The organism is Azospirillum halopraeferens DSM 3675 (assembly GCF_000429625.1).
GTDB classification, from domain to species: domain Bacteria; phylum Pseudomonadota; class Alphaproteobacteria; order Azospirillales; family Azospirillaceae; genus Azospirillum; species Azospirillum halopraeferens.
The window spans coordinates 132777-147304 of the sequence record NZ_AUCF01000012.1 but is presented as its reverse complement, the minus strand read 5'-3'; the positions used below and the strand labels follow the sequence as shown (position 1 = coordinate 147304).

Below are 14528 nucleotides of genomic sequence, written 5' to 3'. Positions count from 1 at the left end.
TCAGCCGCCCAGATAGGCTCTCTGGATGTGGTCGTTGGCCAGCATGGCCCGGCCGGTGCCGTGCTCCATGACCGCGCCGCCCTCCAGCAGGTAGGCGCGGTCGCACATCTCCAGCGCGGCGTAGGCGTTCTGCTCCACCATCAGCACGGTGGTGCCCTCCCGGCGGATGTCGGACACGATGGCGAAGGTCTGCTCCACCAGGTTGGGGGCGAGGCCGAGGGACGGTTCGTCGAACAGCACCAGCCGCGGCCGCGACATCAGCGCCCGGGCGATGGCCAGCATCTGCTGCTCGCCCCCCGAAAGGGTGCCGGCCGCCTGTCCGAGGCGTTCCAGCAGGCGCGGGAAGCGCTGGAACATCCGCTCCATGTCCGCCGCGACGCCGGCCCGGTCGCGGCGCCGGTAGGCGCCCATCTCCAGGTTCTCGCGGACGCTGAGCTGCGGGAAGACGCGGCGCCCCTCCGGACAATGGGCGATGCCGAGATCGAGGATGGTGCGCGGCGGTGCGTTGGCGATGGACCGGCCATCGAAGGTGATGGAGCCCTCCGCCAGCGGCAGCAGGCCGCTGATCGCCCGGAGGGTGGTGGTCTTGCCCGCCCCGTTGGCGCCGATGAGGGTGACCAGTTCCCCCTCGCCGACCTCCAGGGACACGCGGCGCAGGGCGGGGATGCGGCCGTAGCGCACGGAGATGCCGTCAACCCTGAGCATGGCGCACCCCCTGGCCGAGATAGGCGCGGATGACCTCGGGGTCGGACTGCACCGCCTCCGGCCGGCCCTCGGCGATGATGCGGCCGTGGTTCAGCACGACCACGCGGTCGGAGATGGTCATCACCATGCGCATGTCGTGCTCCACCAGCAGGACGGTGACGCCGCGGTCGCGGATGCCGCGGACGACGCCCATGAACGCCTCGGTCTCCGACGGGTTGAGGCCGGCGGCGGGCTCGTCCAGCAGCAGCAGCCGGGGGTCGGCGGCCAGGGCGATGGCGATGCCGAGCAGCCGCTGCTCCCCGTAGGAGAGGTTGGCCGCCAACTCGCCGTCGCGGTGGGCCAGGCCGACGAAGGCCAGGATCTCCGCCGCGGTGGCGCGCAGGCGCTGGGTCTCGGCGCGGACGCCGGGCAGGCGCAGCAGGGCCGCCAGCGTTTCCGTACGGCCGCGGCGGTGCAGGCCGGTCAGCACGTTCTCCAGCACGGTGCAGCCGGCGAAGATGCTGGTGCGCTGGAAGGTCCGCACGACGCCGAGCGCGGCGATCCGTTCCGGGGTCAGCCGGGTCAGGTCGCTGCCGCCGCACAGGACGGTTCCGCGGGTCGGCTTCAGGAAGCCGGTGATGACGTTGAAGGCGGTCGTCTTGCCGGCGCCGTTGGGGCCGATCAGGCTGACGATCTCCCCTTCGGGCACCCGGAAGCTCATGCTGGCGATGGCGACCAGGCCGCTGAAATGCACGGCGACCTCCCGCACGTCCAGGGCCACGGGCGCGGGCGCGGAGGCGGGTGCAGACACGGGGACAGGGGCGGGGGCGGCGCTCATGCCGAGGTCTCCTTGCCCGCGCGCAGCGCCGTCCCGCCGGGGGCCGGGCGCCGGGGGCGCAGGCGCTCCCACAGCCGGCCTGCCGCCGGGACGATGCCCTGCGGCAGGAAGAAGACGATGACGATCATGGCAATGCCGTAGACGATCCACTGCACCTCGGGCCGCGCCACCTCGCGCAGCACCTCGGGCAGGGCGCCGAACAGGAGGCCGCCGACGATGGGGCCGGCCAGCGTCCCCTTGCCGCCGGTGATCACCATGATGACCATGGTCACCGTGTAGATGAACAGGAAGACGTCGGGGTCGACGATGCGGACGTAATGGGCGTAGAGGCCGCCCGCCGCGCCGGCCATGCCGGCGGCGATCACCGTGGCGATCACCAGATAGCGGGTGACGTCGATGCCGACGGAGCGGGCCAGCGGCTCGTTCTCGCGCAGCGCCACCATGGCGCGGCCGACCCGGGAGTCGACGAGGTGCCGGATGACCACGTAGCAGACGACGGCCACGCCCAGCACGAGGAGGTAGTTGGACAGCTTGTCGTAGAGCCCGATCACGCCCTCGCCCGGCAGCCACACCGACAGGGGCGGAATGCCGGTCAGGGCCATCGGGCCTTCGGTCAGGTCGACCCAGTTCAGCGCCACCATGCGCATGACCTGCGCGAAGCTGATGGTGACGATGACGAAGTAGGCGCCGCGCACGCGGAACGCCAGCTTGCCGATGAGGCCGCCGAAGGCCGCAGCCATCAGCACGCCGCCGGTGAACGCGATCCAGACCGGCTGCGGCCCGACGACGAACGGCTCCGCCCCGCCGAGGTCCAGGTCGAACCCGAGCGACAGCAGCGCGCTGGTGTAGGCGCCGATGCCGAAGAAGGCGATGTGGCCGAGGCTGAGCTGGCCCGTGTAGCCCAGCAGCAGGTTCAGGCTCATGGCCCCGATGATGAAGATGCCGGTGGAGACCAGCACATGCAGGACGTAGAGGTCGGTCATCCACAGCGGCAGGGTCGCCATGAATGCCAGGAACAGCCAGGGGAGGAGTTGCTGCGTCATCCGATCCGCTCCTTCGCGGCGAAGAGTCCCCGGGGCCGCACGATCAGCACGGCGATGATGAGAAGGAAGCCCATGGCGTCGCGGTAGCCCGACGACACGTAGCCGGCGCCGAACTCCTCGACGAAGGCGAGCACGAAGCCGCCGATGACGGCGCCGGGGATGTTGCCGAGGCCGCCCAGGATGACGATGGCGAACGCCTTCAGGGCCACGAGGTCGCCCATGGTCGGGTAGACGATGAAGATCGGCCCCAGCAGGGCGCCGGCGATGGCCGCCAGTCCGGACCCGAGGGCGAAGGTCATGGTGTACATCACGCGGATGTTGACCCCCATCAGGGCGGCCGTGTCGGGATCCTGGAAGGTGGCGCGCATCGCCATGCCCAGGCGCGTGCGGTTGATCAGCCCGTAGAAGGCGATGAGCAGCAGCACCGCGACGCCCAGCACGAACAGCCGGATCGGGCCGATGGACACCGGGCCGATGGTCAGCGGTGCGGTCGGGAACGGGTTGGGTACGCTCTTGGCGACGCCGCCCCAGACGAGCTGTTCGCTGGCCTGCAGGGCGATGCCGGCGCCGATCATCACCAGCATCGTGGTGTCGATGTCGGCTCCCCGGAGCGGGCGCAGGAGCACCCGCTCGATCAGGGCGCCCAGAGCCACCCCCAGCAGCGCGGCCAGCACCAGAGAAACGAAGAAATTGAACGCGAACAGCCCCGCCAGCATGAACGCCATGTAGGCGCCGAAGGTGTACAGCTCGCCATGGGTGAAGTTGACCACGCGCATGATGCCGAATATCAGCGTCAAACCGATGCCCAGCAGCGCGTAGGTGCCGCCCAGTATCATTGCATTGGCGCAATGCTGGAGGAATTCCGCCATCCGACGCGTCTCCTTCCTGAGTAAAGCGTCCTTTGGGCCGGCCGCTTCGCAATGGCCGTGCCAGAACGTGGCGGGCGCGGATTTCCTGGACTCCGCCGCCGGCACCCCTCCCGGAAACTCTTCAGCATGCTGAGGAAAAAGGCAGGGGAATCGCGGTCAAGCCCCGATCCGAAGAAAGGTTATTGCGTCAATGTCATTGATCTGGATCAATTCTGCGCCCGTATTTTGCCTCCAAAAGGCCGATGAACGGTGAAGCAGGGGCTGCACACCCGGTGGGCATACGTCAGTATGCTGATGAACGACGGTGGCGCTTCTGCCGTGAAAAACGGATGTCGCGGCCATACACCGACGGTGCGGTCCATCCGGAGTCAAAAGGTAACCAATTGATATAATGTAATGATCATGCCGAAGCGGACATCGCTGGACCCATCGTCAGCAGGCTGACGGAAAATCCGACGTGGCATGGCGCTTGCTGGGACGGGGCGGACCAACTCCACACCGCTCAGCAAGGGGACCGCATGTCCGCCCAGCACTCCTTCGACCTCGTTCTTCGCGGCGGGCGGATCATCGATCCGGCCAACGGCGTCGATGCGGTCGGTGATCTCGCCATCGCCGACGGCCGCATCGCCGCCCTGGCGCCGCGCGTTCCGGACGGTGCCGCCGACCGCATCATCGACGTGTCCGGCAAGCTCGTCGTCCCCGGCCTGATCGACACCCACGCCCATGTGTTCGAGCACGTCACGGGCCGCTTCGGGCTCAACCCCGACATGGTCGGCGTGCGGTCGGGCGTCAGCACGCTGGTGGACCAGGGCGGGCCCAGCCTGATGACGCTGCCGGCGTTCCGCCGGTTCATCGCCGAGCCGGCGCGGTCGCGCACCCTCTGCTTCCTCTCCGCCTATCTCGTCGGCGGGCTGGAAGGGCATTACTACCCGCAGCTCTACCGGCCGGACTGCGTCGACGTGGACGCGACGATCCGGGCGGGGCTGGCCAACCGCGACCTCGTCCGCGGCATCAAGGCCCATTGCGAGATGGGCGGGGCCTCGCGCTGGGGGCTGGAGGTGATGAAGCTGGCCAAGCGGATCGCCGCCGGCATCGGCGTCCCGCTGTACGTCCACCTCGGCCGCCTGTGGCCGGACGCCGAGGGCGGCCGGGCCGTCGACCCTGATCTGCTGGTGGAGGAACTCATCCCCATCCTGGAGCCCGGCGACATCCTGGCCCATCCCTTCACGCGCCACCCCGGCGGCTTCATCTCCACCCGCACGGGCGAGGTGCATCCGGTCATCCACCGGGCGCTGGAGCGCGGCCTGACCGTGGACGTGGGCCACGGCTCCCACTTCAGCTTCGAGATGGCGCGGCGCACCCTGGCCGCCGGCATCCGGCCCCACACGCTGGGGGCCGACCTGCACGGCTACAACGTGAAGGCGCCCGGCGGCGATGCCGACCCGGACCGGGCCGGCAATCCCTTCTTCGGTGTCGCCCCCTTCAGCCTGACCCACGCGATGACCGAACTGCTGGCGCTGGGCGTGCCGCTGGCCGAGGTGCTGGCGACGGTCACCGCCAACCCCGCGCGCATGCTGGGCATGGCCGGCGAGATCGGGGCGCTGGCGCCGGGCATGGTGGCCGACGTCGCGGTTCTCGACCTCCGGCCCGGCGCCTGGCGGCTCAGCGACAACAGCGGCGAAACGGTGGAGGCGGCGCACATGGTGGTGCCGGAGTTCTCGCTGCGCGCGGGCGTGCCGGTGGCGGTGGACAGCCCGCTGCTGCCCGCCCCCGTGCCGGCCGCGGCCTGATCGGGGAGGAACGGACCATGGAACGCACACTGGACGGCGCGGTCGCGGTGGTCACCGGCGGCGCCCGGGGAATCGGCTTCGCCCTGGCGCTCGGGCTGGCGGCGCGCGGGGCGCGGGTGGTCATCGCCGACCTCGCGGGGGCCGCGGCGGCGGCGGCGCGCCTGCACGAGACGGGGGCCGCGGCGGTGGGCATCGACGTCGACGTGACGTCGCCGGACGACACCGCCGCCATGGCCGCCGCCGCGGAATCCGCGTTCGGCGGGCTGGACATCCTGGTCAACAACGCCGGCATCTACTCCACCCTGACGCCCCGGCCCTTCGAGGCGATCGACCCCGCGGAATGGCGGCGTGTGATGGAGGTCAACACGCTGGGCCCCTTCCTGTGCTGCCGCGCGGCGCTCGACCCCATGCGGCGGCGCGGCGGCGGGCGGATCGTCAACATCTCCTCCGGTGTCGCCTTCAAGGGCAATCCCTTCATGGCGCACTACGTGGCCAGCAAGGGGGCGGTCGTCTCGCTGACGCGGGCGCTGGCCACCGAACTCGGCCGCTTCGGCATCCTGGTCAACAGCGTGGCGCCGGGCTTCACCCTGAGCGACGGCGTCCTGGACAACCCGGTCCTGGTGGAGGGCGTGAAGGACGCATCCCTGCGCACCCGCGTGCTGCCCCGCGACATGCACCCCGCCGACCTGGTGGGGGCCGTCTGCTTCTTCGCCGGCCCCGACGCCGCCTTCATCACCGGCCAGACGCTGGTGGTCGACGGCGGCGCCTATTTCCACTGATCCCGCGCGACCCCGGCGCATTCATGGAGGTGACATGACACCCGGCATTCCCGTCATCGACATCGCCCCGGCGCTGTCGGGCACGTTGCAGGACCGGCAGCGCGTCGCCCGCGCCATCGACCGGACCTGCACCGACATCGGCTTCTTCACCATCACCGGCCACGGGGTGCCCGTGGCCGTCATGGACGACCTGCGCGCCGCCGCCTACGCCTTCTTCAGCCGGCCGGCGGAGGAGAAGCTGCGCGCCGTCCACCCCGCGGCGGGAACGCCGCGCGGCTACCGCGGTCCGGGGATCGAGGCGCTGGCGGCGGGCAACGGCGCCGACACGCCGCCCGACCTGAAGGAATACTATCACTTCGGCCGCGAGCGCTGGCCCGACGAGCCCTATTACACCTCGGACGAGGGGCGGCGGTACTTCATCCCCAATCTCTGGCCGGAGCACCCGCCCGGCTTCGCGCGGGCGGCGGAGCGGTACTATGCCGAGATGGAGCGCCTGACCGGCGCGCTCATGCGCCTGACGGCGCTGGCGCTGGGAGTCGGGGAAACCTTCTTCGACGACAAGATCGACCGCCACATCACGGCGATGCGCATCAACCACTACCCGGAGCAGACGACGCCGCCGGCCCCGGGGCAACTGCGGGCGGGCGCCCACACCGACTACGGCCTGCTCACCATCCTCAACGGCGAGAACACGCCGGGCGGCTTGCAGGTGCTGACGCGCGGCGGCGACTGGATCGACGTGGAGACCGATCCGGGCACCTTCGTCATCAACATCGGCGATCTGCTGATGCGCTGGACCAACGACCGCTGGGTCTCCAACACCCACCGCGTCGTCAACCCGCCCGCCGCCGACGCGGCGACGGCGCGGCGGCTGTCCATCGCGTTCTTCCACCACCCCAACTACGACGCGGTGGTCGACTGCATCGCAGCACCCGGCGAAGCCCGGTACCCGCCGGTGCGTTCGGGCGACTACCGCGACCTCAAGTACCGGCAGACGCGCGTCGCGGCGGCGTGATGGCGCCGGCTCCTTCCGGGGAGCCGGCCCGGAGGCCGATCATGCGACCCGCGAACCGCGGGACAGCGTGCAACAGGGAGCAACAGGAGACAAACGGATGAAGACGACGTTCGCAGCGACGGCGGCGGTGATCGCCCTGCTTCAGGCGGGGGCGGCGCAGGCGCAGGACACGATCCGGATCGGCGTCACCCAGCCCCTTACGGGCGCGGTGGCGGCATCGGGCACCTACATCACCAACGGCGCGCGCATCGCCGAAGCCATGATCAACGAGCGGGGCGGCGTGCTCGGCAAGTCGATCGAGCTGGTGATCGAGGACAACAAGAGCAACCCCAAGGAAGCCGTCACCACCGCCGAGAAGCTGATCCTGCGCGACAAGGTGCCGGTGCTGATCGGCGCCTGGAGTTCCACCTTCACCCTGGCCATCATGCCCAAGCTGATGGAGTATAAGGTGCCCATGGTGGTGGAGACCTCGTCGTCGGGCAAGATCACGACGGCGGGCAACCCCTGGGTCTTCCGCATCGCGCCCACCTCGGCCATGGAGGCGAAGGCGTTCGCGGACAAGCTCGACCGCTTCGACCCGCCCATCACCAAGGTGGACTTCCTGTCGGTCAACAACGATTTCGGCCTCGGGGCGACGCAGGCCTTCCGCAAGGAGCTGGAGGCACGGGGCATCAAGGCGGGCGTGGTGGAGACGATGACGCCCGAGGCCACCGACCTGTCGGCCCAGCTCACCCGCATCCGGCAGTCGGGGGGCGATACGGTGATCGTGACGTCGGGGGTGGAGCAGATCACGCTTGCCGTGAAGCAGGCGGCCGAGCAGGGGCTGAAGGCACGCCTTCTGTCCACCGGCGGCTCCTTCCCCGGCGAGCTGATGCAGCCCAACGCGCCGGGGAACGGCAGCTATCACCTGCTGTTCTTCCCCCCCTGGTTCCCGGAGAACGCCACCCATCCCGATGTGGCGGAAGCCTTCGTGAACGCGTGGAAGGCGCGGGGGTACGAGTTCGCCGGCCTGACCGAGGGGTTCCGCGGCTATGACGCCGTCCTGACCGTGGCCGATGCGATCACCCGGGCCGGCAAGGCGGAACCCGAAGCCATCCGCGCCGCCCTGTGGGAGACCGGCGTCAAGGGTGTCAACGGCGACATCGCCTTCGTCAAGGAAGGGCCGGAAGGGCAGGAGAGCGGCCAGAACATCCCGAACGTCTACGTGGTGCACCTGAAGGACGGACAGGTGTCCATGCCCTGAGGCGGCGGGCCGGGGCGGCCCTTGCGCCGCCCCGATGCCCCGGGGTCTATGCCGGCTCCAGCGGCGGTTCGACGGATCGGGTGGAGTCGAGGTAGGTGGCGCTGGCGACGCCGACCGTGAGCACATGGGCCCGCGCCGCCGCCGCCGCCCCCTCGCCGTCGCCGCGCAGGATGGCCGCGACGATGGCGTCGTGTTCCGCCAGGGATCGCGCCAGGCGGCCCGGCACCTTGAACTGGGCGCGGCGGAACGGCGCCAGACGGGCGCGGATGGCCATCACCAGATCCCTGAGGTAGCCGCTGTGGCTGCCCTCGTACAGCAGCGTGTGGAAGCGGACGTTGGCCTCCTCGTAGGCCTCGCGGGCGCCGCTGCGCACCGGATCGGCGGAGCGCCGGTGCAGGTCCTCCAGCGCCCGGCGCTCGGCGGCGGTCATGCGCAGCGCCGACAGGCGGGCACACGCCGCCTCCAGCTCTCCCATGGCGTCGAACATCTCGGCCAGCCGCTCGCCGGTGATGGCCCGCACCACGGCGCGGCGGTTGGGCTGCCGCTCCGCCAGGTCCATGGTCGAAAGCTGGCGCAGCGCCTCCCGCACCGGCGTGCGCGACACCCCGAACCGTTCCGCCAGGCCGCCCTCGTCCAGCTTCTCGCCGGGCGCCAGCAGGCCGCGGACGATCTCATCGGCCAGCACCCGCACCATCTGGTCCACCGTGGTGCCGGCGCGCAGCAGGGGGCGCCGGCGGGCGCCGGCCGGCTCCTCCGTCATAACGCGCCGGCCGGCGCGGCCGCGGCGGGAAGGTGCGGGATGGCGTCGAGCAGTGCGCGGGTGTAGGGGTCGGACGGCGCGTGCAGGATGCGCCCGGTGTCGCCCTCCTCGATGATCCGGCCGCCGCGCATGACCATCACCCGGTCGCAGACCAGGCGCACGACGTTGAGGTCGTGGCTGACGAACAGATAGCTCATGCCCAGCTCCGCCTTCAGGTCGGCCAGCAGATTGAGTACCACCGCCTGCACCGAGACGTCGAGGGCGGCCGTCGGCTCGTCGAGGATCACCAGGTCGGGGTCCAGAGCGATGGCGCGCGCGATGCCGACGCGCGCCTTCTGCCCGCCCGAGAGCTGGTGGGGAAAACGGTCCAGCAGGTCCGTCGGCAGGCCGACCCGGCGCGCCAGCTCCTCCGCCTTCGCGCGGAGCGCGCCGCGTCCCGCCCCCCGCTCCGGGCCGCCCAGGCGCAGCAGCGGGTCGGCGATCGACCGGAACGCGGTCCAGCGCGGGTTGAGGCTGTCGGTGGGGTCCTGGAACACCATCTGCAACTTGCCGCGCAGGGGATGGCGGGCGAACCGCGACGCCGGGACCGTCCCCACCTCCTGCCCGGCGAAGCGGATGCTGCCCGAGGTGGGGTCGAGCAGGCGCATGATCATGGCGGAGGTGGTGGACTTGCCGCACCCGCTCTCGCCCACCAGACCCAGGCTTTCCCCCTCGTGCACGGTGAAGGATATGGCATCGACGGCGCGGAACGGTGCTGCGCCGTTGCGCCCGCGGAACTCCTTGACGAGGTCGCGCACCTCCAGCAGCGGTGCCCCCGGCGCCTGCGGGCGGGGCGGCGGGACCGGGTGCGGCAGCAGGTCGCGCAGTCCCGCCTCCGGACGCGGGGTGGCTTGCAGCAGGCGCCGGGTGTAGGGGTGCCGGGGGGCGGCGAACACCTCGGCCGCCGGAGCGTTCTCCACCACCGCGCCCTTTTCCATGACGACGATGCGGTCGCAATAGGCCGCCGCCAGGCCCAGGTCGTGGGTGATCAGCACCACGGACATGCCGCGCTCGCGCGACAGCTCCACCATCAGGTCCATGACCGCCTTCTGGGTGGTGACGTCGAGGCCGGTGGTCGGTTCGTCGGCGATCAGCAACTGCGGCCGGCAGGCCAGGGCGATGGCGATGACGACGCGCTGGCACATGCCGCCCGACAGTTCGAAGGGATAGGCGTGATAGCGCTCCTCCGGCCGGGCGATGCGGACGGCGCGCAGCGCCTCCACCGCCATGGCCCGTGCGGTGGCCGGCACCGCCAGCGCGTGCTCGATCAGCACGTCCTCGATCTGGCGCCCGATGGGGCGGATGGGGTTCAGGGCGGCGCGCGGGTTCTGGAACACCATGGAGATTTCGCGCCCGCGCATCTCTGCCATCGTGCGCTCCGGCACCCGGTCGAGGGCGACGCCGCCGAAGGTGATCGAGCCTTCGGCGATGCGCCCGGCGCGGTCGAGGATGCGCAGCACCGCATAGGACGACACCGACTTGCCGGAGCCGGATTCGCCGACGATGCCGACGGTTTCCCCCCTGGCGACGGAAAAGGACACCCGTTCCACGGCACGCACGGTGCCGCGGCGGGTGGCGAACTCCACGGTGAGGTCGCGGACGTCGAGCAGCGGAACGGAGGCCATCGGATCTGTGCTCCTCAGGTGCGGCGCTGCGGGTCGACCAGGTCGCGCAGCCCGTCGCCCAGCAGGTTGAAGGTGAAGACCGCCAGCATCAGCGCCGCGCCCGGGAACAGGGCCAGCCACCACTCCCCCGACACGATGAAGTTGGCGCCCTCGGCGACCATGATGCCCCATTCCGGCGTCGGCGGCCGGACGCCCAGCCCGATGAAGGACAGGCCGGCGGCGTTCAGGATCGCCCAGCCCATGTTCAGCGACACCTGGATCATCAGCGGGGGCAGGGCATTGGGAAAGAGATGGAAGGCGAGGATGCGCAGGCCGCCGTTGCCCGACAGGCGGGCCGCCTGCACGAACCCCGCCTCGCGGCGGACGTTCACTTCGGCGCGGACCATGCGGGCGTAGAAGGGCAGGTTGATCAGGGCGGTGGCGTAGACGATGTTCTCCACCGTGTTGCCCGCTGCGGCGACGATGCCCATGGCCAGCACGAACAGGGGAAAGGCCATGATGGTGTCCAGGCAGCGGCCGGCCACCCGGTCGATCCAGCCGCCGTAGAATCCGGCCAGGCCGCCGATCACCGACCCCGCGACGAACGCCAGGGCCACCGCGGCGACGGAAATGGCCAGGTCGAGGCGCGTCGCCACCACCACGCGCGACAGCACGTCGCGGCCGAGTTGGTCGGTGCCGAACCAGTGGGCCGCCGACGGCGGTTGCAGGGCCGCCGCCGCGTTGGTGGCCAGGGGGTCGTAGGGCACCAGCCACGGCCCGAACAGGGCCGCGATCACCAGCAGCAGGAACAGCGCGAAAGCGACGCCGGTGACGGGGTTGCCGGTCACCACATGGCGCAGGTGGCGCAGCCAGCCGTAGCGCGGCGCCGGGCCGGCGGCGGCGATGGAGGCGGGGACGGGGGCGTGCATGGTCTCACTCCTCCAGGCCGAGGCGCGGATCGATCAGCGTGTAGGTGAGATCGATCACCAGGTTCAGCAGGACGAACAGCAGCGCCATGGTGAGCACGAACCCCTGCACCGCGGCGTAGTCCGACACGACCAGCGCCTCGACGGCGTAGGAGCCGATGCCCGGCCAGGCGAACACCTTCTCCACCAGCACGTTGGCCCCCAGCGCGAAGGAGAAGACCATGCCCAGCGTGGTGACCACCGGCAGCAGCGCGTTGCGCAGCGCGTAGACGATCAGGATGCGGCGGCGCGACAGGCCGGCCGCCCGGGCGGTGCGGATGAACTCGCTGCCCAGGGCCTGCAGCATGGCGGCGCGGGTCATGCGGGCGATGGGGGCCAGCGTGAACAGGGCCAGCGTCAGGGCGGGCAGGGCCAGGTGCGCCAGCACGCTGCGCGCCACCGCCACGTCGCCGGCCAGCAGCGCGTCGATCAGGTAGAAGCCGGTGACGTGCTCCGGCGGCAGCGAGATGATGTCGAGCCGGCCCATGGGCGCCGGCGCCCAGCCCGCCAGGTAGTAGAACACGTACACCAGCGCCAGCCCGGTGAAGAAGGTGGGCAGGGACACGCCGGCGGTGACCACGAAGCGGCAGGCGTGGTCGACCCAGCCGTCGGGACGGGTGGCGGCGAGCACGCCCAGGGGCACCGCCACGCCGACCGCGATCAGCAGTGCCGCCAGCGTCAGCTCCAGGGAGGCCGGCAGGCGGGTGATGATCTCCTGCAACACCGGCTGGCCGGTGGAGATGGACGTGCCGAGATTGCCCGTTGCCAGATCGCCCACATAGGTGAGGAACTGCTCCGGCAGGCTGCGGTCGAGGCCGAGGCGGTGGCGGATCTCGGCGATCGACGCCGCGTCGGCCGCCGGGCCGGCGAAATAGACCGCGGGATCGCCCGGCAGGGCGCGGGTCAGCAGGAAGGTGATGATGATGATGCCCAGAAGGGCGGGCACCGCCTGGAGAAGGCGGCGCCCGGCCAGCCGGACCTTGGGGGGAACGGTCACGGCCCGGCGCTCCTTCAGGCTTGGCGGAATCCGAGCGTGCGGACGTCGGGCACCCGGTGGAACCAGAACTGGTACCCCGCCACGTCCGGCCGCATCGCCACCTCGAAGCTCGGCTGCCACAGCGGGATGCGCGGCACGTCGTCGAACGCCTTGGTGATCATGCGCCGGATCTTCGGCGCATAGGCGGGATCGTCCATCCGCATGTGCAGCGTCTCGTCGACGAGTTTCATCATCTCGTCATCGTCGTAGTTGGACGAGTTGAACAGGTTGCCCTTCACGTACGCCCAATAGAAGTAATAGTCCGGGGTGTTGAGCCAGCCGCCGAAGTTCTCCAGGTGCAGGGGCAGCTTCTTCTCCACCAGGGCGACGGTGCGCCAGTTGGCGCCGGGGATCTTGTCGATCGTGGTCCGGATGCCGATTTTGGCGAGCCCCTCCTGGATCAGCAGCGCCGTCGGCTCGCCCCATTCGGCGGTGCCGAGATCGAAGGACAGCGGCACCTCGAAGCCGCCGGCGAAGGCGGTCTCGGACAGCAGGGCCTTCGCCTTGTCGTAGTCGGTCGTGTAGGGGGAGGGCTGCGGCCAGGCGATGGAGTCGGAGGACGCCGCCCCGCCCCACATGGGCGCACCGCGGCCGTAGCCGGCGTTGCGGAAGATGTCCTCGTACGGGATGGCCCACGCGATGGCCTGGCGCACCCGCTTGTCCCGGAAGGGTTCGAAGGACAGGTTCGGGCACAGCACGTTCAGGCAATTCTCCACCGGCGTTCCGACCACCGGCACCTTGCCGCCGGCGGCCAGTTCGCGGGCGTCCTTGGCGGGGATGTCGTAGGACAGGTGGATGTCGCCGCGCTCCACCAGCGCGCGGCGCGTCGCCTGCGACGGGATCTCGCGGATGATCACCCGCTTCACGCCGGGAAGCGGCCCGCCGGTCCAGCCGTCGTTGCGGACGTAGACGAGCTGCTGGCCGGGGTCCCAGCGCTCCACCCGGAAGGCGCCGGAGCCGGCGGGGTTGCGGTGCAGGTACTCCATGGCCCAGGGGTCGTCCGCGGTGGCGTTGGCCCGGGCGACCTTGCTGTTGATGATGAAGGGCACGGGCACGGCGAGGTCGGGCAGGGTCAGCTTGGACGGCCGGTGGAACCGGATGCGGACGGTTTTGTCGTCGACCGCCTCGAACTGTCCCGGTTCGGTCAGGCCGCCGGCCTGCATCTGCGTGGTCGGGAAGCCGCCGACGGTGACCGCCCGGTCCAGCGACCACTTCACGTCCTCCGCGGTGACCGGGGTGCCGTCCCAGAAGGTGGCGTTGGCGCGCAGGTGGAAGACCACGGACATGCCGTCGGGCGCCACCTCCCAGCTCTCCGCCAGTTCCGGCTTCAGGGTGTCGTAATCGTAGGCGAGCGTGCCGTCGGGCATGGTCTTCGTGCCGAAGGTCAGCAGCCGGTCGTAGCAGTTGACCGCGACCTGATAGCTCGGCCGGTTCGTGCCGGTCCGGTGCAGGTCCAGGCTGTTGATGGTCGTCCCGGTGACCACCACGAGCGTGTCGCCCGCCGCGGCGGCGGCCGGCAGCGCCTTCAGAAAGGGCAGCACACCCGCGCCCAGGGTTGCCGCGGATACGCCTCGGAGTACATCGCGCCGGTTCATCATCGCGGGACAGTCCTTTCATGGGGATCGCATTGCAGAAAGTGCATGCAGTTTGCGGGCCATGCCGGACCGTTTAAGGAAAATCCTTTACGATCAGTGTCTTATGGAGACGGTTGAGGATGCCGGAAAGCTCTTCAAGCTCTCTCGCCGCACAGATAATGCTCAATCTGTCATCAAATGGAACAAGTGATGAAATAATAGGCGATAACTGCGGACGGCCGCCCTGTGATGGACGGCGGGTTCGAGGCGGGTGAGGATACGATGCTGC

General features: G+C 70.3%; 13 protein-coding genes. 4 read left to right on the top strand and 9 right to left on the bottom strand.

Going from position 1 to position 14528, the window contains the following annotated elements; all coding sequences use genetic code 11:
• Genes G472_RS0113290 through G472_RS0113275 form a run of 4 tightly spaced genes read right to left on the bottom strand, consistent with a single transcriptional unit; the run spans position 1 to position 3434 of the window.
• A complete protein-coding gene (locus G472_RS0113290) occupies positions 1 to 705 on the bottom strand; it encodes an ABC transporter ATP-binding protein (protein WP_029008798.1) in 705 nt (234 codons plus the stop codon).
• On the bottom strand, positions 692 to 1522 hold the full coding sequence (locus G472_RS0113285; protein ID WP_051340774.1) for an ABC transporter ATP-binding protein: 831 nt from the start codon (positions 1520 to 1522) through the stop codon (positions 692 to 694). The genes G472_RS0113290 and G472_RS0113285 overlap by 14 nt, the downstream gene beginning before the upstream one ends.
• A complete protein-coding gene (locus tag G472_RS0113280) occupies positions 1519 to 2565 on the bottom strand; it encodes a branched-chain amino acid ABC transporter permease (RefSeq protein ID WP_029008796.1) in 1047 nt (348 codons plus the stop codon). The genes G472_RS0113285 and G472_RS0113280 overlap by 4 nt, the downstream gene beginning before the upstream one ends.
• Positions 2562 to 3434 carry a branched-chain amino acid ABC transporter permease gene (locus tag G472_RS0113275; protein WP_029008795.1) on the bottom strand — a complete coding sequence of 291 codons (873 nt, stop codon included), beginning with the start codon at positions 3432 to 3434 and terminating at the stop codon, positions 2562 to 2564. The genes G472_RS0113280 and G472_RS0113275 overlap by 4 nt, the downstream gene beginning before the upstream one ends.
• 518 nt (positions 3435 to 3952) lie before the next feature.
• Between G472_RS0113275 and G472_RS0113270 the strand changes: the two genes are divergently transcribed.
• The 4 genes from G472_RS0113270 (at position 3953) to G472_RS0113255 (ending at position 8261) form a co-directional block, all read left to right on the top strand.
• On the top strand, positions 3953 to 5224 hold the full coding sequence (locus G472_RS0113270) for an amidohydrolase/deacetylase family metallohydrolase (RefSeq protein WP_029008794.1): 1272 nt from the start codon (positions 3953 to 3955) through the stop codon (positions 5222 to 5224).
• A gap of 17 nt (positions 5225 to 5241) precedes the next feature.
• Complete coding sequence (locus tag G472_RS0113265; protein ID WP_029008793.1) at positions 5242 to 6003, top strand: SDR family NAD(P)-dependent oxidoreductase; 762 nt, start codon at positions 5242 to 5244, stop codon at positions 6001 to 6003.
• A 34-nt stretch (positions 6004 to 6037) separates the two neighbouring features.
• Entirely contained in the window at positions 6038 to 7018 is a 981-nt protein-coding gene (locus G472_RS0113260) for an isopenicillin N synthase family dioxygenase (protein WP_029008792.1), read from the top strand.
• A 97-nt stretch (positions 7019 to 7115) separates the two neighbouring features.
• The gene (locus tag G472_RS0113255) at positions 7116 to 8261 is read left to right on the top strand and encodes an ABC transporter substrate-binding protein (RefSeq protein WP_029008791.1); all 1146 of its coding nucleotides are present in this window, start codon (positions 7116 to 7118) and stop codon (positions 8259 to 8261) included.
• Positions 8262 to 8307: 46 nt separating this feature from the next.
• On the opposite strand, the gene G472_RS32985 is transcribed toward G472_RS0113255, so the two are convergent.
• Genes G472_RS32985 through G472_RS0113230 form a run of 5 tightly spaced genes read right to left on the bottom strand, consistent with a single transcriptional unit; the run spans position 8308 to position 14206 of the window.
• Positions 8308 to 9021, bottom strand: coding sequence for a GntR family transcriptional regulator (locus tag G472_RS32985; RefSeq protein ID WP_035692291.1), 714 nt, complete (start codon positions 9019 to 9021; stop codon positions 8308 to 8310).
• Positions 9018 to 10685 (bottom strand): dipeptide ABC transporter ATP-binding protein, encoded by a 1668-nt coding sequence (locus tag G472_RS0113245; RefSeq protein WP_029008790.1) that lies wholly within the window; start codon positions 10683 to 10685, stop codon positions 9018 to 9020. The genes G472_RS32985 and G472_RS0113245 overlap by 4 nt, the downstream gene beginning before the upstream one ends.
• A 14-nt stretch (positions 10686 to 10699) precedes the next feature.
• Positions 10700 to 11593 (bottom strand): ABC transporter permease, encoded by an 894-nt coding sequence (locus tag G472_RS0113240; RefSeq protein WP_051340773.1) that lies wholly within the window; start codon positions 11591 to 11593, stop codon positions 10700 to 10702.
• A gap of 4 nt (positions 11594 to 11597) precedes the next feature.
• Positions 11598 to 12626, bottom strand: a complete 1029-nt coding sequence (locus tag G472_RS0113235; RefSeq protein WP_029008788.1) for an ABC transporter permease — start codon at positions 12624 to 12626, stop codon at positions 11598 to 11600.
• Between the two features lie 14 nt (positions 12627 to 12640).
• Positions 12641 to 14206: an ABC transporter substrate-binding protein gene (locus tag G472_RS0113230; protein WP_245593480.1), complete on the bottom strand. Its 1566-nt coding sequence runs from the start codon at positions 14204 to 14206 to the stop codon at positions 12641 to 12643.
• Between the last annotated feature and the right edge of the window lie 322 nt (positions 14207 to 14528).